The sequence below is a fragment of the Ligilactobacillus pobuzihii E100301 = KCTC 13174 genome, from assembly GCF_000349725.1.
Classification (GTDB): Bacteria; Bacillota; Bacilli; order Lactobacillales; family Lactobacillaceae; genus Ligilactobacillus; species Ligilactobacillus pobuzihii.
The window spans coordinates 76,645-96,155 of record NZ_KB714700.1; the positions used below are offsets into that span (position 1 = coordinate 76,645).

Here is a 19,511-nt window from a genome sequence, read left to right on the forward strand (position 1 = left end):
ACCATGTAAAAGGAGGTAACTTACCATGAAATATACTCTAAACGACCTTAGTCAAATGATCGATCATACTAATTTGCATGCGGATGCTTCATTTGGCGAAATGGTCAAATTATGTAATGAAGCAAAGCAGTATCATTTTAAGATGGTCGCTATCAATCAAGCGCAAACGGCAACTTGTGCGAAACTTCTAGCTGACAGTGAGGTACACACAGGGGCTGCGGTCAGTTTTCCACTTGGACAAACGACCTTGCGGGTCAAATCATTTGAGGTCCATGACGCTATTGAAAAAGGAGCCGATGAAATTGATTACGTTGTTAATTTGACGGCTATCAAAAATGGCGATTTCGATTACGTCAAAAGTGAAATGCAGACTTTAGTACAACTCTGTCATGATAAAGGTGCTTTGTGCAAAGTTATTTTTGAAAACTGTTACCTTACCAAAGACGAGATCCGTAAATTAGCTCTGATCGCTAAAGAAATCGGGCCAGATTTCATTAAAACTTCGACCGGTTTTGGTTTAGGTGGGGCAACTCTAGAAGATGTTAAGCTGATGAAGGAAAATTGTGGTGATAATGTTCAAGTTAAGGCCGCTGGCGGGATCAGGAATACAGATGATTTTTTGGCGATGATCGAAGCTGGTGCGGATCGGATCGGGACCAGTTCGGGTGTGAAGATCATGGATGCTTTGAATCAGCGCTTTGAACAAGATCGGGTCACGTCTTTGGAATTACGTGTTAATGAAAAGGAAGCTCAAAAAGTGGATGTTGGTAATCCAGATGACCATGAAACACCGGGTGAATATGACTTGTGGTCAGATCTGTATGAATAAATAATGGAGAAATTAGCTTAGGTACTGGGACAAAACTAGCTGTGCGATACTAAAAGGGCCGTCGATCTATCCCATTAAATGGGTTAAATCGAGGGCCCTTAAATGTGTTTCAAAACATCTTTTATCTCACCCTCGTTTTTTACGCCCAATTTTATTGTTGATGGTTTTTGTTTGAAACCGTTTGCTTGTAATGGTATTCTCAAGGAGTAGAAGTTATTTAAGAAAGGAGAGTTTTTTTCATGAAGAAAGGTAGTTGGGTCAAAGCTGCTCTGACTAGTGCGGCGGTTTGTTTAGGGGCATTTGGGATAGGTCAGCTCAATAATGAGCAGACTGTTGATGCTGCAAGTACTGATAATGGTCAGGTGCAAAAGTTTGATAAGTATAAAGGTCATCAAGTATACGAGTATACGGTCGAAAATAAGAACGGCTTAAAGGTTTCCGTTTTAAGTCAAGGTGGGACTTTACATGGGATCTACGTTCCAAAAGGACCTAAAGATAAACGCAATATTATTATGTCATTCAAACATACCAAGCAATATTATGATAAAAACGGTAAATCGCTATATGTTGGTCAACAAGTAGGCCCTGTCGGTAACCGGATCAAGGACGGTAAGTTCAAGATAGACGACAAGAAATATTCAGTTCCAACTAACGAAAAAGGTAACACTTTACATGGCGGCCCTAATGGTTACAATTCTGTCCGTTGGAAGGGTGAAACTGGGACTTATAAGGGTAACCCTGCTATTACTTTGCGTCATACTTTCAAATCTAAATACACAGGTTTCCCTGGTAACGTTAAGGCCACGACTAGGTACGTTGTCACTGATGATGATAAAGTCCAAGTTTTAATGAATGCTAAAACGGATAAAGATACTATTTTTGATCCAACGATCCATGCTTACTTTAATTTAGGGCAAGAAAAGACGATCAATAACCAAGTCTTAACACTCAATGCTCCACAACGTTTGGACCTTAACAAAGAGAAGATACCAACTGGTAAATTTATCAACAATATCGGTAAATATGATTTCTCCAAAGAAAAACCACTGAAAAAACACTTAGATCCAATGAAGAAGACTAAAGAAGGCGGCTTTGACACGATGTTTAGTGTTGAACCAGATAAGAACGGTCAAATCGCTAAATTGTCTGATCCTAAGACTGATCGGGCAGTTACCTTCCATTCAAAACGGAATGGTTTAGTTGTCTTTAGTGGTCAGTCCTTCAATAAGAAGATCCCGTTTGAATCAGGTAAGGGACACAAATACGGTGCAATCGCACTAGAACCGCAGATGTTGCCCGATACCGCAAATCATCCAAGTTTCGGGGATGTTTCCTTGAAAGCAGGACAATCTAAGACTAAGACGATCACTTATCAGATCGATTACTAAGAAAAGTTATCTGTAAAAGAGTGAGACAAAAGATGTTTTGAAGCCGATTTGTAACGCAATCGTTGTTACAGTAAGGGTTCAATCTTTTGGAACACGTTTAAGGGCCCTCGATTTAACTCATTTAATTGAGATAGATCGACGGCCCTTTTAGTATCGCACAGCTAGTTATGCCCAGTTCCTTTTATATATCTTTGGGAATTATTTTACATTAGGAACATTTGTTCGTATAATATTAATGAGGTGAAAAGTATGGTATATAAAAAGCGTTTGAAATTTAATCCAGATGATTTTAATGAGGCAGAATTACAACATTTTTTCGATTATGAATATCAAGATCGTGGAATGTTGAAATGGCAGGGATTCTTTTTATCTGATCATACTAGTGCTTTGAATCAGAAGAAACAAGAAGAAATACCAGTGCTCCAGCCACAACAAAGCTCAGCTGAAGTCTCTGAGTTGTTAATGAGTGCCTGGCAAAATAAACACCAAGTGATCTTGCAGTTAGAAGAAGTCAATGATGACCAGATCCCTAAAGAAGTGACAGGAACTATTGCCGGTTATCGCGAAAATGAAGTGGCTGTCCAAGTTGTTGAGGGAAAAAGCCCAGTGATGATCTTAATAGAAGAGATCCGTAATATTCGTAATGGCAAACCTAAAAGACGGCTAAGCAATGGTTGAAAAGGAGTACTTAGGCTAATTTAAAAAAATTGCCAGATAAAAAACAAAACTTGCTCTTTTCTGCGTATATATCTATATAGGGCATCTAAGGTCCCAAATTGAAGATAAGTGGGGTAAAGTAATTATGAAAAAATTGGCAACATTAAGCGCAGTTTTGTTGTTAAGTTGTGGTTTATTGGCGGCATGCGGTTCTGATCAAGGAGATAGTTCTACTGATAATGGTCCGAAGACGAACAAGGTCTCTGGTCATAAAACAACGGCTAAGGAAAAAGGTTCTGACCAAAAAGGCAAGGCAAAACCGCGCAAAATGGCCAAGAAGAACAAACAAAAATTAGAGATCAATTATGAAGATTATCAGTTAAAAAAGCAAAAAAAGTACACTTCAGATTTTACTGATGATAGCTGGGCTAAGACGAAAGTTGTTATTGACCAAGTAGAAGTTGATCAGGTCGAAAAACAAGAATATGATTCTGCTAACGATGGAAAGTATAATGTGAATGGATTTGTACGTTTACATATGTCAGTTACACCAGAACGTGACATTAATTTTTATCCCACCCAAGGCACAGCGATCTACAACGATGGTCAACAACATGAAGCAACTGGCAATGAAAGTTGGGATGGTGAAATTGCCAAAGGTGCAACTAAAGACGGTTGGATCTCATTTCCAGTTAAACAATTAGACCAAATAACTGACCTGAGCAGTATACGGTTAAAATTTACAGCGGACTATGATACTGATGATTATGAAGATGACAATGCGTATCAAGATTATGATCTGACGTTGGATCTGAAGTAAGAATTGAGAGTGAGACAAAAGATGCCTTGAAGCCGATTTGTAACGAAGATTGCGCTATTTTGGGGCGCAGTGAAGAACCAGGATAACGCAATCGTTGTTACAGTAAGTCTTTAATCTTTTGGAACACGATTAAAGGCCGTCGATTTCCCCCATTTAATGGGATAGATCGACGGCCCTTTTAGGATTGAACAGCTAGTTTTGTCCCAGTCTAGTTTTTTTACTATTTAAATTACTTGTTGAATTCCTCCATGGAATCTTTATAGATCCGGATCGCATCTTTTTCAGTGACTGGTACGTAAGCATCAGTAGATAATTTGCCATCAACTACTGCCGCCTTGGCCATTTCTTCAAATTTACTGTCATCGGTAATGCCGACATCCGGCAAGGTCATCTCATGATTGAGTGACTTGAGCCAGTCATGTGTCCGACGAATTGAATTTTCAGCCAATTCCATATCATCATAACCATATTGATCCCAAACAGCACGAGCAAAGCGTGCAAAGAGTGGTTTAGTGTTAGTATTTAACGCAAATTCCATCCAACGTGGTGTTAAGATCGCTAGTCCGATCCCATGAGTGATGTCATAGTGGGCAGATAATTCATGTTCAAGCGGGTGAACTGTCCAACTATTGATCGTGCCTAAACCGACGATCCCATTTAAAGCCATGGTAGCGACCCACATTAAGTTCGCTCGTGCGTCATAATTTTCAGGCTCTTTAACGGCGATCGGTGCCCAGTATATAACAGTGCGCATCAATCCTTCGATCATATTTCTTGAAATGTCATTGCTGGCGTTGTTGTCGAAGTATTGTTCACATAAGTGACTGAAAATGTCGCTGGCACCGGCAGCAGTTTGTCGAGCAGGGACGGTATAAGTCAAAGTTGGATCTAAGAAAGAAACTGCGGGAGAATTAGGACCGCCAGTTCCTTTTTTCAGCGGGATATCGGGGTTAGAGATGACTGCACCAAAGTTCATTTCTGAACCAGTAGCTGATAATGTTAAGATATCAACGACTGGCAGTTGGTCGATCTCATAACGTTTAGCTGAGTCAACGACCAGCTCCCACGGGTCACCATCATAAAAGGCAGCTGAACCGATCACTTTAGCCGCATCGATCACTGAGCCGCCCCCGACAGCCAAGATCACATCGACCTGACTGTCTTTAGCTAGTTTTTGACCTTGACGGATCGAGTCAATTTTAGGATTAGGTTCGATCCCGGCTAGTTCAGTGACATTGAGGTCTGAGATCAAATTTAAAACGCGTTCGTATAAGCCGCTTTTTTTGATCGAATGTCCTCCATAAACCAATAGTACATTTTGACCATAATGACTTAAGACATCGTGAAGTTCAGCATCGATATGGTCATTACCAAAGCGAACATCGGTGGTATTTTTAAAAGTAAAATCTAACACGTAAATTTCCTCCTTAATTGAATTGAGGTGCTATTTAACGGTTACTCAAGTACATAGTAATTATAGGCGGTTTTGTTGTGATATTTCAAGAAAATTTATAAATCTATCCTAATTTTAAACGTTTTCAATTGTTTAGTAAAAACTGCTAGTGTAAGCTTGTAGCGGAAGAAGAAATGTGAGGAGAATTTTTATATGAAGGCTTTTATTTTTGATATGGACGGTGTGTTAGTTGATAGTGAAAGATATTATTATCGTTTAAAAATTGATTTTCTAAGACAAATGGGTGAAACGCCGGGAGTTTCTAATATTACCGAGATCGTGGGCTTGTCAGCGGATAATGGTTGGAAAAAGTTAGTTCCTGCCGCCAAAAAACGAGCATGGCTACAACCGTTATTTGAAAAATACCGTAGCCAGCATATGATCGACTACGCACAGTATTTGAACGCAGATGTGCCTGAGTTTTTACAGGATATCAAAAATGATGGGCAAGTCATTGCTTTGGCTTCAGCTGGTTATATTTCCGGGATCCAAAAGATGTTGTGGGAATGCAACTTTGCACAATACTTTTCTTCAGTGATCAGTGGTGAAGATGTTGAACATAATAAGCCAGCACCAGATATTTATTTGTCAAGCGTTGAAAAATTAGCACTAAACCCTAATGAATGTGTGGCAATTGAGGATAGCCCGGTCGGGATAAAGGCAGCTAAAGGCGCAGGTTTAGAAACATGGGCGATCAAATATCCATACTATCAATTGGACCAGCGTCAGGCTGACCGTATTTTTTCTGGATTTGGTCAAATGCGAAAATACTACCAACAAGAATATGCACAGAAGTCATAGGAAACATGATCCACTTTAAAAAATAACAAGGTGGTGTTCTTTGTTCGTATTCAAATAAATTAATTGCTTGACTTATGGACTGAATTAGTTAAAATGTTGACTTAGTAAGTGAATAGTAACGAAAACGTTGAACGAATGAGTAAGTCGTGATGGAGTTCAGAAAGACGGTGGTCGCTGTGAACCGTTCCCTTAACTACTGAAGATGGTTCGGGAGTTGTTTTATAGTCGAGCGTATTGTAAGACTATGCTGGTCGGTTCATTATTCCAACAGTTTAGACTGAGTAAGAAAGTAGGTGTGAACCTGCTTTGAAACAGGGTGGTACCACGAGAACACGTCCCTGTCCGACTGTATATTTAGATCCAATTTGTTAAAAGACAGGTTGGATCTTTTTTTATAATCAGTTTTAGTAGCGACTTTGATTAAACTTTGTTTTTTATCAGCTATTTTCTTATACTAAATTAAAGTAAGATAAGGCATAGTGTCTTACTTAACTGTGAGCCGGTAATAAATGGTACTATTAAATTATAGAGGCAGTACTGGTGATCAAAAGGAAAGAAGGAATTATCTATGGCAAACAAAAAAGGACAGCATGGTCTGTCTGTCCAAGCAGTTGTGGCAACGGGGATCGGGATTGCAATCGTATTTGTGTTAAAGAGATTTTTACCGATTCCAACAGGTGTACCCAATACAACTATTGATCTAGGAGAGGCATTCCTTGCATTTTTAGGTGCAATTTTTGGTCCAGCAGTCGGGGGCTTAACGGCGCTTTTTGCTCATGTGTTTACTGATTTAACCTGGGGTGATCCATGGTGGTCATGGATCATTGCCGATGCACTATTTGGTTTCGTTATTGGTTATTCACGTAACTTCTTAAAAATCAGACAAGAACTCCTAACGACCGGTAAGTTAGTTAAATTTAATATTTTACAAGTCGTAGCTAATATTGTTTGTTGGGGAGTAGTTGCGCCATTGGGTGACATTTGGATTTATTCACAGCCGGCAGGTAAGGTTTTCTTGCAAGGAATAGTAGCTACTTTGACGAATGCAATTGCGATCGGTATCGTGTCAACTTTACTATTGATTGCTTACAACAAGACTCAATCACAGAATAAAAAGTTAACGAAGGAATAATTTTATGCCGACAACACCAATAATTTCATTAAAAAATGTTACTTTCCAATATCAAAATCAAAGTGAACCAACCCTGAAAAATATTGACCTACAAATTAAACCAGGAGAAAAAGTTTTGTTGACCGGTCCGTCTGGTTCGGGAAAATCAACGCTAGGTAACTTGTTAAACGGGGTGATCCCTGAAGAGTTTCCTGGTGAGCTGTCAGGTCAACTCATGATCAATGGTAAAAATTTAGCAGAGCTTGATCTGACTGCTTTATCATTCGAAGTAGGGACCGTTTTGCAAGATCCTGATGCACAGTTTGTAGCTTTAACAGTGGCAGAAGATATTGCCTTTGCGCTGGAAAATGATAATCGTTTCGTGGACGAATTACACCAGCGAGTACAGCAGTGGGCAGAGATTTTACAGATGCCAGATTTATTACAACAAAAGCCGCAAGAACTTTCTGGTGGACAAAAGCAACGAGTTGCTTTAGCGGGGGTTTTGATCGATGATGAGCCGATCTTATTGTTAGATGAGCCTTTAGCGAACTTAGATCCAGCTGCGGGTCAAGGCTCGATGGAATTACTTGATCGTCTGGCGCAAGAACGTGGCCTAACGGTAATCGTGATCGACCATCGGATCGAAGAGGCCTTACATGTTCCGTTCGATCGAATTGTTGTTTTAAAAGATGGACAGTTCATTGCTAACGATTCACCAACGCATGTCTTACAAAGTGATGTTCTATTGTCAAATGGTTTACGCGAACCACTTTACGTGACAGCCCTGAAAGATGCTGGGGTCGATGTAAGTGGTTTAGATCATTTGGATAAGCTAGCAGATATTATATTGACACCAGATGACAAAAGTAAATTGATCAACTGGCAACAACGATTACCACGCGTTCAGGTTAAGGAAGACCCTGTACCATTATTGAATGGCAACGGATTGACTTTTGGTTACCCAGGCCAAAGGATGATTTTTGAAAACTTTAATTTTTCGATCAATGCTGGCGAAATGGTGGCTTTAGTTGGTCAAAATGGAACAGGTAAAACAACTTTGATCAATTTGATCACTGGCTTTTTACAGCCACAGTCTGGACATTTAACGCTTGGCGATCGTTCTTTAGACTCGTTGTCAGTTAAAGAACGTGCTGAAAAAATTGGCTACGTGCTTCAAGATCCCAATCAAATGATTTCGAAAACGATGGTTTTTGACGAAGTTGTTTTAGGCTTGCAATTGCGTGGAATTAGTCAAGAGGAACAAGAACAGCGAGCTAAAAGAATTTTGCAAGTAACTGGTTTATACCCATTTCGTAACTGGCCGATCTCGGCTTTAAGTTTTGGTCAAAAAAAGCGTGTCACGATCGCAGCCGTTTTAGTGTTACAGCCCCAGGTTTTAATTTTGGATGAACCGACTGCAGGGCAAGACTTGGCGCATTATGCTAAAATGATGGATTTTTTGCGTAAAATGAATCGACAACTGGATGTGACAGTTTTAATGGTCACTCATGATATGAATTTAATGATGAGCTATGCTGACCGGACTCTAGTTTTGGATGGAGGTCGATTATTGGCAAATTCGAAGCCAGCCGAGGTTTTGACTGATCCAGCTTTAGTGCAACAAGCTCATTTATCCCAGTTAAGTTTACAAAAGTTAGCTGATAAAGTGGGGATTGCTGACGCGATTACTTTTGCGGAAAAATTTAGTGCATATGAAAGGGGTAAACACGATGCCAGAAGAGTCTGAGATCACTGGAAACTCGTCAGTGGAACGATTATGGATCAAGCGTTTATCGGGCACTACTAAGATCGTGATCTTATTAGGCCTTTCAGCTATTGGAATGGTTAGCTATGATACATTTTACTTAATTTTATTGACGGTCTTTGCTTTTGTTTTCTATCATGCTGCACATCTGCAATGGCAGAAAATAAGAGCTTTAGTCTATGCGGTAATTGGATTCACGTTGTTAAACTTGGTTTTAGTTTATGTCTTTAGTCCGCAGTATGGTACAGAAATTTATGGTACCAGCCATGTTATTTTAGGGCGCGGCTTTTTTGCACTCACAACGGAAGAACTTTTTTATCTATTAAATATGACTTTAAAATATGTCTTTATTGTGCCATTGATTTTGGCCTTCTTATTTACGACGGACCCGTCGGAACTAGCGGCAGGGATGAACAGGTTAAAGATACCCTATAAAATATGTTATGCAGTGGAATTATCTCTTCGCTACATCCCAGATTTTACCCGGGAATTTAAGCAGATCAGTTTGGCACAGCAAGCACGAGGATTGGAAATCTCTAAAAAAGCAAATCTGTGGCAAAGAATCAAAGGTAGTTCACAGATTTTGGTACCATTAGTCTTTTCATCATTAGACCGGATAGAAGTAACGACACGAGCTATGCGATTACGTCGCTTTGGGACACAGAAGAAACGTTCTTGGTATATGACACATCCGTTGTCTAAATTAGACCATTTCTTTATCATAATAACAATCGCGTTGATTTTTTTAGGGATTTGGTTATTTAAAGTAAACGGTGGAAGATTTTATAATCCATTTGTTTGAGTCAATTTGAACAAAAATGTGTAGTTTGGAATGGAAAAGCTAGGAGGATCTGCCTAGCTTTTTTAGTCTCTTGAAAAAATAAAAAATCTTTTTTTGCAAAACTTTGTGTAAAAATCATCTTTTTTTAAAATATTTTGTAATAATTGCCTTCAACTTATCGAGATTTTGTTATAAACGAAACAAAGGCTTAACAGTTGGTATTAAAAGAATTTCTTTGCTGATCCTAGAGATTTGGTTGTGAAATATTACTAAATGTTTCAAAAATAGTGTAATTTTTCAAAATCCATGGAATTAGTAAATATTTTGGTATTTTAATGTTACATTCATTGGCTATACTAGGTGACGTTGATTAAAAAGAGGTCGACAAGTCATCTAGAAACTTGTCACTAGAATAAAAAGTAATTTATAGGAGTGTACAACAAACCATGAATAAGAACATCAAAAATGCTTTACTTTCAGTTACAGCTGCTGCAGGTTTATTCGCAGCAGGATCAGTTGCCGTTAACGCCGATACAGTTACCGTAAAATCAGGTGACACAGTTTCAGATATCGCTGCTGCTAATCATACAACAGTCGCAGCGATCGAAAAGGCTAACGAATTAGCTGACGTTAACTTTATCTTGCCTGGTCAAAAACTTGACATCGATGGAGAAGGTAATGTTAAAGTTGTCGAACAACCAAAACAGGTCCAAGCACCTGCTAAACAACAAACACCAGCTCAACCAAAGGCTGCAACACCTGCTCCAAAACAGGCAACAGCTAAACAGGTTCCGGCTTCACGCTCACAACAACCAGCTGTTCAAAAGAGCAATAACTCTGGCTCATCACTTTCTGGCTCAGAAGCAGATGCACGTAACTTTATCATGGGTAAAGAATCCGGCGGCAACTATGGTGCCAGAAATGGTATCTATATCGGTGCGTTCCAGCTTTCTGCCGACAAATTGGGTGGCGACTATTCAAAAGCTAACCAAAACCGTGTAGCCAATGAATATGTTAAAGGCCGTTATGGTTCATGGAACAATGCCAAGGCATATTGGAACCAGCATCAATCATACTAAAATAGATCATAATTTATGACATGGCTTCTAAATGTAGAGGTCATGTTTTTTTGTGATTAGACAGCGAGTGAGACAAATACTGGCATATGCACCGAATTATGCTTATGCTTGTGATCCAGCTTACCAAGTTAAGGTCATGAAAGGTCAACAAGACACTTTGTTTTACGCAGATGTTTAGGTTGGCGGCAGGTATCCAGAATATCGTCTGAAAAAATATGAACGCCAAGGTTTCAAGCTGGACGATCGTCCCCCAAGATTATGAGTTGTGAGCGGAATATTCGGCTGATTTTCTAAGCGTTTCTTGTTATAGTTCAATTGTGATAACAACACATCCAAGTGATGATGAAGTGGGGGGTAATTTAGGCGCAGCTGGAGTAGCTAATTCTTATTTGGAAACTAATCATGATATTTTGATTTACTGCTGAAAGTTAGACTGGTCTATTTGATAAGTTGCCTTAATTTTAAGGAAGTAACATAGTATAATTAAAGTATAAGCTAGTGTATCGATGCTCTTGTAAAATTACATAGTTATAGTCAAAATCAAAAGGGATGTAAGCAATGGTAAATGCATATCTGAAAAAACAAATAATCGCTGCGAGCCAAGAGCTTGGGATCGATAAGATTGGTTTTACGACCGCAGAAGACTTTGAACACTTGCGTCCAAGTTTGATGGCACAAAAAGCAGCTGGTCATACATCTGGGTTTGAACATCAAAATTTAGATGAACGCTTGGATCCAGATTTGATTTTTGATCAGCCCCGTTCGATCATTGCAATTGCCTTGGCTTATCCGAGCAAAATGACACAACGTCCGCCGCGGACTAAGTATAAACGGGGACACTTTGCACGGGCCTCTTGGGGTGATGATTATCATACTGTTTTGAATAAAAAAATGTCTGCTTTGATTGAAAAAATTAAAGATTTGGCGACTAATGAATCTGAGTTTAAGCCTATGGTCGATACAGGCGAGTTGATCGACGTTGCAGTTGCTCAGCGAGCTGGGATCGGTTTTATCGGCAAGAATGGTTTGCTGATCACTAAAGAATTTGGTTCTTTTGTTTATTTAGGTGAGATCATTACGGACCTGGAGTTTGAGCCGGATGAGCCGATGGATTCGCAGTGTGGTGATTGCACCCGGTGTGTTGATTATTGTCCGCCACATGCTTTATTAGGCGATGGGCGTTTGAACGCGCAAAAGTGTTTGTCATATCAAACACAGACTAAAGGAATGATGCCTGAAAAGTACAGACCGATGATCCATAATGTGATCTATGGTTGCGATATTTGTCAGTCGGTCTGCCCATTTAACCGCGGTTCAGATCATCATTTTCATCCGGATATGGAACCTGATCCAAAAAAAGTTTCTCCCGAATTATTACCGTTGCTGACGATCTCTAACCGGGAATTTAAGAATACTTATGGTCCGATGGCTGGTTCTTGGCGGGGTAAGAAACCTTTGCAGCGAAATGCCTTGATCGCGCTAGCTAATCTGGGCGATAAAAGCGCACTGCCACAGATTTTAGAGGTCATTGACCATGATTCAAGACCAGTGATACGGGCAACTGCAGCTTATGCAGTGGGGCGCTTAGTACGGAAATTTAATCCAGAGATCTGTGATTTTTTGACTGAAAAGTATCAGCAAGAACAACAACAAGGACAAGAAGAACAATATTTACGTGAGTATCGTATGGCAATACAAAAAATCAGCAGCCTAGAATAGAGAGTGAGTTTGTTGAAAAACAGATTACTTTGTTTGTGATGATTTTTGCCGCAATGATTTTAACGAATTACGCTGGCTTACAAATAATGGTAATGATCCCTATAAGCAGATCAAAGCTTTTTATCAGATTGAAAAAGAAAATAAGCCATTAGATAAAAAAGCAGTCACGGCTAAAAAAGTGCTAATGTTTTGACTGGTCCGAAGAAAGCTTGGACTACTAAGGCAGAAAAGAAAATAGTCACGAAAATTGATGGTTATGGACAAGTTCCGGATCTGGATCATTATGGGGTCTAGGTCTATTTAAAAGATATTTCTAAATAGTTTTTGATATTTTACGGGACTGGGACAAAACTAGCTGTGCAATTTAAAAAGACTAAAGCTAAATTCGTTTTGATTGAAAAAAACTCAAGTTTCCCTTTTAATAAAGATAAGTGTTAACGGAAGGGATGTGAGTCAATGTGATCACGATCGAAGGACCGATCGCCGCCGGTAAAACTAGTTTGACAGAATTATTGAGCGATCGGTTACAAGGTACGCCTTTTTACGAGCCAGTTTCAGATAATCCCGTTTTGCCTTTGTTTTATCAGGGGAACAAAGAAGTCGCAGCTGGTAAATGGAAGACTAATCCCTATGCTTTTTTATTGCAAGTCTTCTTCTTGAACCGGCGTTTTAAAATGATGAAGCAGGCCTCTGCTGATAAAAGTAGTGTTTTAGATCGCTCCATTTATACTGACCAGCTTTTTTGTAAAATGAATTATGAACGCGGTAACATGACTAAAGTTGAGTGGGAAACCTACCGAGAATTACTGGAAAATATGTTAGAAGAATTACCTTATGCTAGTCATCAAAAAGCACCTGATCTAATGGTCATGTTAGATATTTCGTATCCGACACTTATAAAACGGATCAAGATCCGAGGCAGGGATTATGAACTACCTGAACAAGATCCTAGTTTGAATGATTATTATCATGACCTATTGAAACGGTATGCAAGGTTCAAACGAGACTATGAAAAATCTGATTTGTTAGTCATTGATGGTGATCGCTATGATTTTGTTAATTCGACAGCTGACCGGTGGGAGGTCTTGGATCAGATCTATACCAAGATGGTACAGTTAGGTCAATTGACTGGAGAAAAACAGCAATGTTTATTAAACAAAGAAAGATAGTTTTCTTTGTTTGTGTTTTAGCTTACTATTTGTTAGAATTACTTAGTTAGTAAGCGAAAAAAGTTTTTAAATTCAGGTAATCAGCAATTATTAAAGGAGGAAGTTTAATGGCAGTAAATGTTAAAAAGGCTCTTGGCGCGGGGATCGTGGCCGGCTTGATCTCAGGTTTGGTTAAAATGGGGTGGGAAAATGTTTTCCCTCCGCGAACTGAAGAACGTGATGCCAAAAATCCACCGTACAAAACGATGAAGTTCTTGGGTGTTCCTGATAAAGTGATCCACCAAAACTATACGTTTTCCGGTCACAAGATCGAGTGGCCCGGTTTCATTATTCATTATGGTTTTTCCGTTTCTTGGGCAGTGATCTATGAACTATTACGGCATAGATACCCTGCGATCACTAAAGACCATGGTAGTTGGTATGGCATCGGTGTTTGGGCTATCTTCCACTTAGGTGTAATGCCGGCATTGAATGTTGTCCCGTCTGCTAAAGAACAACCAAAAGACGAACATTTATCAGAATTGGTTGGTCATATGGTTTGGATGTGGACAAATGACCTCGTAGGCGGTAAAGTATACGATGAATTAAGTAAAAAAGATTAGTTTACTTTAACAAGTAAGTATCAGTAAGATCCGGGTAAGTTTATCGCGCCCGGGTCTTTTTCGATAAAAAAGTCGTTTTTAGTAAGCCTGGCTTGTAAAAAACGTTGAAAAAAGGAAGGTGTTTTACTGTGAAAAATAAGAATTATGAAACTGGCTGGGTCGAACGGATCAGTTATGGTTTGAGTGATGCGGCCGATAACCTGATTTTTCAAATGATGAGTTCGTATTTGCTATTTTTCTATACAGATGTTTATGGTTTACGTGCACGTGATGTAGGGATCTTATTTGCTATTGCTCGTTTTTTGGATGTGGTCGAAAGTGTGATCTTAGGCTTGATGATCGATCGGACACATTCCAAATGGGGTAAAAGTCGGCCATTTTTCTTATGGTATGCATTGCCATATGTCCTGGTCGCGATCTTGACTTTCGTAACGCCAGACTTTTCTGGCGGCGGAAAACTCGCTTGGGCATATGTTACATATCTTGGTTTAGGTTTCTTGTATACAGCGGTCAATCTCCCAGTTACTTCGATCTTACCGACTATGACTGAAAATGACCGTGAAATCACGATCTTGGGTGTGATCCGTCAGTTCTTTGGCAGTTTAGTCCAAGTTGTTGTTGCAACATTTACTATCCCATTGGTTAAATTGATCGGCCAAGGTGACCAACAAAAAGGGTTCTTGGGAACGGTGATCATTTTTGGGATCATTTCGTTGGTTTTGATCTTGAATACATTCGTGCAAGTTCGTGAACGGCATACAAATCAAGAAATGAGTCATCAGCCTCTCAGTAAAGTATGGAACATGTTACGGCATAATAAACCATGGATCATATTGTCGATCGTAGTCTTCTTATATTGGTTGTCTACTGCTATCAAAAACCAAACAACAATTTACTATTTTAAGTATGTTTATGAAAACGACAACTTAGTTTCAGTGGCTAATAGTTTTACTTTAGCTTCGATCATTGGTGTGTTGTTGATTTTGCGTTTCACCCAGGTCAGAAGTAAAAAGGCTACCATGTCTCACGGGATCTTGATCGAATTATTGGGTCAGATCATTATTGGTGTGGGTGCATATACAAAGACCTTATGGATCACCTTTGCTGGGATCTTTGTCAATTCGGTCGGTAATGGGATCGTGATCGGTTTAGTTTCGATCATGATCGCCGATACGATCTCATATGGGACTACCATGGGGATCCAAGCTGAAGGCTTACTGGCTTCGACTAGTGATTGGGGTGTTAACCTAGGCTTGGGGGTCGGTGGCTTGATCACTGCTTCGATGTTTGACGCTTCAGGTTACGTGGCTAATCAGGCACAAAATGCTGCAACATTACACATGATCGATTTGAACTTCGTGTGGATCCCAATGGCAATTTACGTGATCATGTATCTGGTTTTACGTAAATATGATGAAAGTGTTATGCAGCCACAAGAATAAATTGTGATCAAAAGAGTGAGACAAAAGATACTTTAATCTTTTGAAACAAGTTTAAGGGGCGTCGATTTAACTCATTTGATGGGATAAATCGACGGCCCTTTTAGAATCGTACAGCTAGTTATATTCCAACTCCTTCTTAACGGGTCTCTTTGTTACAAAGACAAATAATTTTGCCACACGTGTTGTTTAGTGAGTGAGAACAGCCAGCTTACCCTTATTTACCACGGTAAATTCTGTTAGGATAAACAGACCGCTTTTCATTTGTGAAAACATCAGGCATAATGAAAATGATGATCAAGAAATAAAGATAAGATAAAATTAGTGAAAAGGAGTATTAACATGTGTACTAGTATCTTGCAAGTTGCCAAAAATGGGACGCACATGTTTTCACGGACGATGGACTGGCATGAGCTAGAATCAGGCCCAGTGTTTTCGCCACGTGATTATGAATGGATCGCGGATTTTGACCAGCGGACTGAGCAAAATAAGTACGCTATTATTGGCGTGGGAAGAAAGAAAGAAAGTGCGATCGATATGAGCGATGGCGTGAATGAATGGGGTTTAAGCGTTCAAAAATTGACCTTTAGAAATGGAACTAACTTGTATGATGAACCACAAGCTGATAAAGAACAACTAGCTCCATATGAGGTACCATTTTATATGATGGGCAATTACAAGTCAGTGGCAGATATTATCGAGCATCTGGATGAGATCCGTTTAATGAGCGGTAAAAACTCTGCCATCCCTTATGGCTATCCGGAATTACATTATGCTGCCACAGATCCGACGGGGCGCATCGTGATCATTGAACCGACTGTTCAGCCGATGAATGTCATTGAAAACCCGATTGGCGTCGTGACCAATGCCTTTAATTTTGCACATCAAGTTGAACAATTAGAAGATTATATGAATCTCAAACCAGACTTGCAAAAAGAAGGTAAGACCTCTGTAGTGCAGCCCCATATTAGTACAGGAAGTTTTGCTGGTAAAAAGGTCCCTTCTTCGGCCTATACGCCGACTGGACGTTTTATTCGGGCAGCTTATTATAAAGAAAAAACCGACCAGCCGACCAATGAAAAAGAAGCACTGATCAGTAGCTGGCATTTGTTGAACAGTGTGACTGTTCCTAAGTTGAATAACTATCAACATACCCATTCCGTTTACCGTTCAGCGACTTGTTTGGAATCGCGCAGTTACTATTTTGAACCATATAATCGTTTGGGAATCACTAAGTATCAGTTAACTGATGAGATGTTGAATTGGAAACACCCGCATTTTTACAATATTGATGATCATTTGAGGCTGACAGAAGCAATGGGAGAATAAAAATAAAAGTGAGACAAAAGATGCTTTGAAGCCGATTTGTAACGATGATCGCGTTATTTTGAAACGAAGCGAAGAGCCAGAATAACACAATCGTTGTGACAGTAAGGCTTCAATCTTTTGGAACACGTTTAAGGGGCTGGAACAAAACAAGCGTTAAGTAAAAATAACTTTGGAGTAAAATAAGAACTGCATCATAGTGGGATTTTTTCATCCCATTATGATGCAGTTCCTGTATTTATGGCCAGGATTATTAGTTATGTCCCAGCTTCATTATTATTAACGTAAAAGATAGCCACCATCCACTGGGATCATTACGCCGTTCAGATAATCAGCTGCGTGACTAGCAAGAAAAACCACCGTGCCCATTAGTTGTTCGGGTTGCGCCCATTTACCGGCAGGAATGTGTTCAATGATTTCCTGATTGCGATTTGGGTCCTCTTGTAAGGCCTTGGTCATGGGAGTATCAACGTAACCAGGTGCGATCCCATTGACCTGAATATTGTCTGGTGCCAAGGCATCGGCGTAAGCTTTAGTCAAGCCTAATACCGCGTGCTTACTGGCAGTATATGGAAAGATCCGTTTGCCGGCTCGGTAGGACTGCATAGAGCCAATGTTGATTATTTTGCCGCTAGATCGTTTTTGCATTACTTGCGCAACTTCATGTGAGAGATAGTAAAGCGCGTTGAGGTTGATCTCGATCACCGCTCGCCAATCTTCATCCTTAAAGTCGGCTAAGTCATTACGTAATTGCAAACCAGCGTTGTTAACTAAAATATCGATCTTGCCAAATTCGTCTAAGCAGCCATCCACGATATTTTTAGCGGCATTTTTAGCGGTGAGGTCTTGTTGTAAAAATCTGACTTTTCCGCCAGCTTGTTCGATTTTTTCACTGAGCTGTGTCCAACCTTTAGTAGTCCGTGAAACCACATAAACTTGTGCGCCTGCTTGAGCTAATGCCAATGAGTAGTATTGTCCTAAGCCGCTCGCACCACCAGTTATGATCGCGGTTTGCTCTGTTAAGGAAAATTGTTCTAAGAAAAAAGATTTCATAATTGAGTTATCCTTTCTGCTTATTGATGCCTTTAGAATACCACTAAAAGACAGCTTTTAAAAAATATTAGCTAAAATAATGACTGCTAAAAGCATTATCTTTGCGTTGTTCCGTTAAGTTGTTGTATCCTGATTTTAAGTAAGAAATTATTTGTTAGAAGGGGAGTCAGATTTAATGCCAGAAAATGGTTATCAATATGATGTTTTATATATCGGAGCAGGTCACGGAACTTTTGACGGTGCCGCTCCATTAGCCGCTAAGGGGTATAAAGTTGGTGTAGTTGAGGCTGATAAGATCGGAGGAACATGTCCTAACCGTGGTTGTAACGCTAAAATCACCTTGGATGCTCCTGTTGAATTAGTACGTTTTCAAGAACGCATGAAAGATATTGTCAGTGGTGATTTAACTTTTAACTGGGCAGAAAATGTTAAGCATGAACATGAAGTGATCGACGGTTTACCTGATTTTATCAGTGGATTATTAAATGATTCAGGTGTTGATATTATTAAGGGCCACGGTAAGTTGACTGGCGCTCATAGTGTTGATGTTGATGGCACAGAAAAAACTGCTGCAAATATCGTAGTTGCTACAGGTCAGCGTCCACATCGTGTCGATGTACCTGGTTCAAAATTAGCACATGACAGTACAGAATTCATGGCTATGACTGAACTTCCACAAAACATCACGATCATTGGTAGTGGATATATTAGCTTGGAATTTGCTACGATCGCTAATGCTGCTGGTTCAGATGTTACTGTTTTGATGCACCATGACAAGGCATTGCGTGCTTTCCATCAACCATATGTTGAACATGTTTTGGCTGATTTAGAAAATCGCGGCGTTAATTTTGTCAAAAATGTTGAAGTTTCAGAATTTACACAAAATGGCGACAAATACACAGTTAGTTACAACGATGGTCAAAGCGTAGAAACAGATTGGATCTTAGACGCTTCAGGCCGGATCCCAAATGTTGAAGAACTTGGACTAGACGAAGTTGGTGTAAAATATAACGAACACGGTATCGAAGTTAACGATCACCTACAAACAAGCGTTGATAGTATCTATGCTTCCGGTGACGTTCTTGATAAGAAACAACCAAAACTGACACCAACGGCTATTTATGAAACAACTTACTTGATGCAACTCTTTAGTAAAGAAACAACTGATGCGATCAACTATCCAGCAATTCCTTCAGTTGTCTTTACATCACCACGGATCGCTCAGGTAGGTGTAAATCCAGTATCCGTTGCAGATAACAAGGATTATACAGTTAATGAGAACAACTTATTAGATGGCTGGTATCGTTTGGTCGACAATGAATCATATGCTAAAAATACGATCGTTTATGATGCAGATCACAAGATCGTGGGTGCTTCTGAAGTCAGCGAAAAAGCTGATAATGCAATCAACTCGATCTTACCAGCGATCGAATTTGGCTTTGGACCGGAAGAATTGGGCCGATTAGTTTATCTCTTCCCATCACTTGAATCTGACACAAAAGATTTACTATAGAAA

Annotated in this window: 17 protein-coding genes, 1 pseudogene and 1 other annotated feature; of the genes and pseudogenes, 16 read left to right on the forward strand and 2 right to left on the reverse strand. The window is 39.6% G+C overall.

All coding sequences use genetic code 11. The annotated features are described in order from the left end of the window. The first annotated feature begins 25 nt into the window (after positions 1–25). From deoC to LACPOB_RS0108955, 4 genes are all read left to right on the forward strand, one after another. The gene (gene deoC / locus LACPOB_RS0108940; RefSeq protein WP_017868502.1) at positions 26–829 is read left to right on the forward strand and encodes a deoxyribose-phosphate aldolase; all 804 of its coding nucleotides are present in this window, start codon (positions 26–28) and stop codon (positions 827–829) included. Positions 830–1,068: 239 nt separating this feature from the next. Next, the gene (locus LACPOB_RS0108945) at positions 1,069–2,217 is read left to right on the forward strand and encodes an aldose epimerase family protein (RefSeq protein WP_017868503.1); all 1,149 of its coding nucleotides are present in this window, start codon (positions 1,069–1,071) and stop codon (positions 2,215–2,217) included. A 249-nt stretch (positions 2,218–2,466) separates the two neighbouring features. Continuing rightward, positions 2,467–2,895 (forward strand): hypothetical protein, encoded by a 429-nt coding sequence (locus LACPOB_RS0108950; RefSeq protein WP_017868504.1) that lies wholly within the window; start codon positions 2,467–2,469, stop codon positions 2,893–2,895. Between the two features lie 124 nt (positions 2,896–3,019). After that, positions 3,020–3,694: a DUF4352 domain-containing protein gene (locus tag LACPOB_RS0108955; RefSeq protein ID WP_017868505.1), complete on the forward strand. Its 675-nt coding sequence runs from the start codon at positions 3,020–3,022 to the stop codon at positions 3,692–3,694. Between the two features lie 229 nt (positions 3,695–3,923). On the opposite strand, the gene LACPOB_RS0108960 is transcribed toward LACPOB_RS0108955, so the two are convergent. Next, positions 3,924–5,108 carry an iron-containing alcohol dehydrogenase gene (locus tag LACPOB_RS0108960; protein ID WP_017868506.1) on the reverse strand — a complete coding sequence of 395 codons (1,185 nt, stop codon included), beginning with the start codon at positions 5,106–5,108 and terminating at the stop codon, positions 3,924–3,926. A gap of 192 nt (positions 5,109–5,300) precedes the next feature. On the opposite strand from LACPOB_RS0108960, the gene LACPOB_RS0108965 reads away from it, so the two are divergent. The 11 genes and pseudogenes from LACPOB_RS0108965 (at position 5,301) to LACPOB_RS0109015 (ending at position 16,945) form a co-directional block, all read left to right on the forward strand. Next, positions 5,301–5,948, forward strand: coding sequence for an HAD family hydrolase (locus tag LACPOB_RS0108965; RefSeq protein ID WP_017868507.1), 648 nt, complete (start codon positions 5,301–5,303; stop codon positions 5,946–5,948). A gap of 118 nt (positions 5,949–6,066) precedes the next feature. Then, positions 6,067–6,291 (forward strand) — a binding site (T-box leader). A gap of 225 nt (positions 6,292–6,516) precedes the next feature. Further along, entirely contained in the window at positions 6,517–7,080 is a 564-nt protein-coding gene (locus LACPOB_RS0108970) for an ECF-type riboflavin transporter substrate-binding protein (RefSeq protein ID WP_017868508.1), read from the forward strand. 4 nt (positions 7,081–7,084) lie between these two features. After that, a complete protein-coding gene (locus LACPOB_RS0108975; protein ID WP_017868509.1) occupies positions 7,085–8,809 on the forward strand; it encodes an ABC transporter ATP-binding protein in 1,725 nt (574 codons plus the stop codon). Continuing rightward, positions 8,793–9,629, forward strand: coding sequence for an energy-coupling factor transporter transmembrane component T family protein (locus LACPOB_RS0108980; RefSeq protein ID WP_017868510.1), 837 nt, complete (start codon positions 8,793–8,795; stop codon positions 9,627–9,629). Before LACPOB_RS0108975 ends, LACPOB_RS0108980 begins: the two co-directional genes overlap by 17 nt. Positions 9,630–10,054: 425 nt before the next feature. Further along, a complete protein-coding gene (gene apf / locus LACPOB_RS0108985; protein WP_017868511.1) occupies positions 10,055–10,687 on the forward strand; it encodes an aggregation-promoting factor in 633 nt (210 codons plus the stop codon). Positions 10,688–10,751: 64 nt separating this feature from the next. Beyond that, positions 10,752–11,088: pseudogene (locus LACPOB_RS13120) on the forward strand (glycoside hydrolase family 1 protein); the annotation flags it as partial. Positions 11,089–11,245: 157 nt separating this feature from the next. Further along, a complete protein-coding gene (gene queG / locus LACPOB_RS0108995; protein ID WP_017868512.1) occupies positions 11,246–12,406 on the forward strand; it encodes a tRNA epoxyqueuosine(34) reductase QueG in 1,161 nt (386 codons plus the stop codon). A gap of 458 nt (positions 12,407–12,864) precedes the next feature. Further along, the gene (locus tag LACPOB_RS0109000) at positions 12,865–13,575 is read left to right on the forward strand and encodes a deoxynucleoside kinase (RefSeq protein ID WP_017868514.1); all 711 of its coding nucleotides are present in this window, start codon (positions 12,865–12,867) and stop codon (positions 13,573–13,575) included. Positions 13,576–13,682: 107 nt separating this feature from the next. Continuing rightward, positions 13,683–14,177: a DUF1440 domain-containing protein gene (locus LACPOB_RS0109005; RefSeq protein WP_017868515.1), complete on the forward strand. Its 495-nt coding sequence runs from the start codon at positions 13,683–13,685 to the stop codon at positions 14,175–14,177. 128 nt (positions 14,178–14,305) lie between these two features. After that, positions 14,306–15,619 (forward strand): MFS transporter, encoded by a 1,314-nt coding sequence (locus tag LACPOB_RS0109010; protein WP_017868516.1) that lies wholly within the window; start codon positions 14,306–14,308, stop codon positions 15,617–15,619. 339 nt (positions 15,620–15,958) lie between these two features. Next, positions 15,959–16,945 carry a linear amide C-N hydrolase gene (locus LACPOB_RS0109015; protein WP_017868517.1) on the forward strand — a complete coding sequence of 329 codons (987 nt, stop codon included), beginning with the start codon at positions 15,959–15,961 and terminating at the stop codon, positions 16,943–16,945. 276 nt (positions 16,946–17,221) lie between these two features. On the opposite strand, the gene LACPOB_RS0109020 is transcribed toward LACPOB_RS0109015, so the two are convergent. Beyond that, positions 17,222–17,995, reverse strand: coding sequence for a glucose 1-dehydrogenase (locus LACPOB_RS0109020; RefSeq protein WP_017868518.1), 774 nt, complete (start codon positions 17,993–17,995; stop codon positions 17,222–17,224). Positions 17,996–18,170: 175 nt separating this feature from the next. On the opposite strand from LACPOB_RS0109020, the gene LACPOB_RS0109025 reads away from it, so the two are divergent. Next, complete coding sequence (locus LACPOB_RS0109025; protein WP_017868519.1) at positions 18,171–19,508, forward strand: dihydrolipoyl dehydrogenase family protein; 1,338 nt, start codon at positions 18,171–18,173, stop codon at positions 19,506–19,508. Positions 19,509–19,511: the final 3 nt, after the last annotated feature.

Excerpts from the sequence above, each read along its gene's own strand:
- deoC (WP_017868502.1), top strand. The coding sequence starts at position 26 with ATGAAATATACTCTAAACGACCTTAGTCAAATGATCGATCATACTAAT.
- LACPOB_RS0108945 (WP_017868503.1), top strand. The coding sequence starts at position 1,069 with ATGAAGAAAGGTAGTTGGGTCAAAGCTGCTCTGACTAGTGCGGCGGTT.
- LACPOB_RS0108950 (WP_017868504.1), top strand. The coding sequence starts at position 2,467 with ATGGTATATAAAAAGCGTTTGAAATTTAATCCAGATGATTTTAATGAG.
- LACPOB_RS0108955 (WP_017868505.1), top strand. The coding sequence starts at position 3,020 with ATGAAAAAATTGGCAACATTAAGCGCAGTTTTGTTGTTAAGTTGTGGT.
- LACPOB_RS0108965 (WP_017868507.1), top strand. The coding sequence starts at position 5,301 with ATGAAGGCTTTTATTTTTGATATGGACGGTGTGTTAGTTGATAGTGAA.
- LACPOB_RS0108970 (WP_017868508.1), top strand. The coding sequence starts at position 6,517 with ATGGCAAACAAAAAAGGACAGCATGGTCTGTCTGTCCAAGCAGTTGTG.
- LACPOB_RS0108975 (WP_017868509.1), top strand. The coding sequence starts at position 7,085 with ATGCCGACAACACCAATAATTTCATTAAAAAATGTTACTTTCCAATAT.
- LACPOB_RS0108980 (WP_017868510.1), top strand. The coding sequence starts at position 8,793 with ATGCCAGAAGAGTCTGAGATCACTGGAAACTCGTCAGTGGAACGATTA.
- apf (WP_017868511.1), top strand. The coding sequence starts at position 10,055 with ATGAATAAGAACATCAAAAATGCTTTACTTTCAGTTACAGCTGCTGCA.
- queG (WP_017868512.1), top strand. The coding sequence starts at position 11,246 with ATGGTAAATGCATATCTGAAAAAACAAATAATCGCTGCGAGCCAAGAG.
- LACPOB_RS0109005 (WP_017868515.1), top strand. The coding sequence starts at position 13,683 with ATGGCAGTAAATGTTAAAAAGGCTCTTGGCGCGGGGATCGTGGCCGGC.
- LACPOB_RS0109015 (WP_017868517.1), top strand. The coding sequence starts at position 15,959 with ATGTGTACTAGTATCTTGCAAGTTGCCAAAAATGGGACGCACATGTTT.
- LACPOB_RS0109020 (WP_017868518.1), bottom strand. The coding sequence starts at position 17,995 with ATGAAATCTTTTTTCTTAGAACAATTTTCCTTAACAGAGCAAACCGCG.
- LACPOB_RS0109025 (WP_017868519.1), top strand. The coding sequence starts at position 18,171 with ATGCCAGAAAATGGTTATCAATATGATGTTTTATATATCGGAGCAGGT.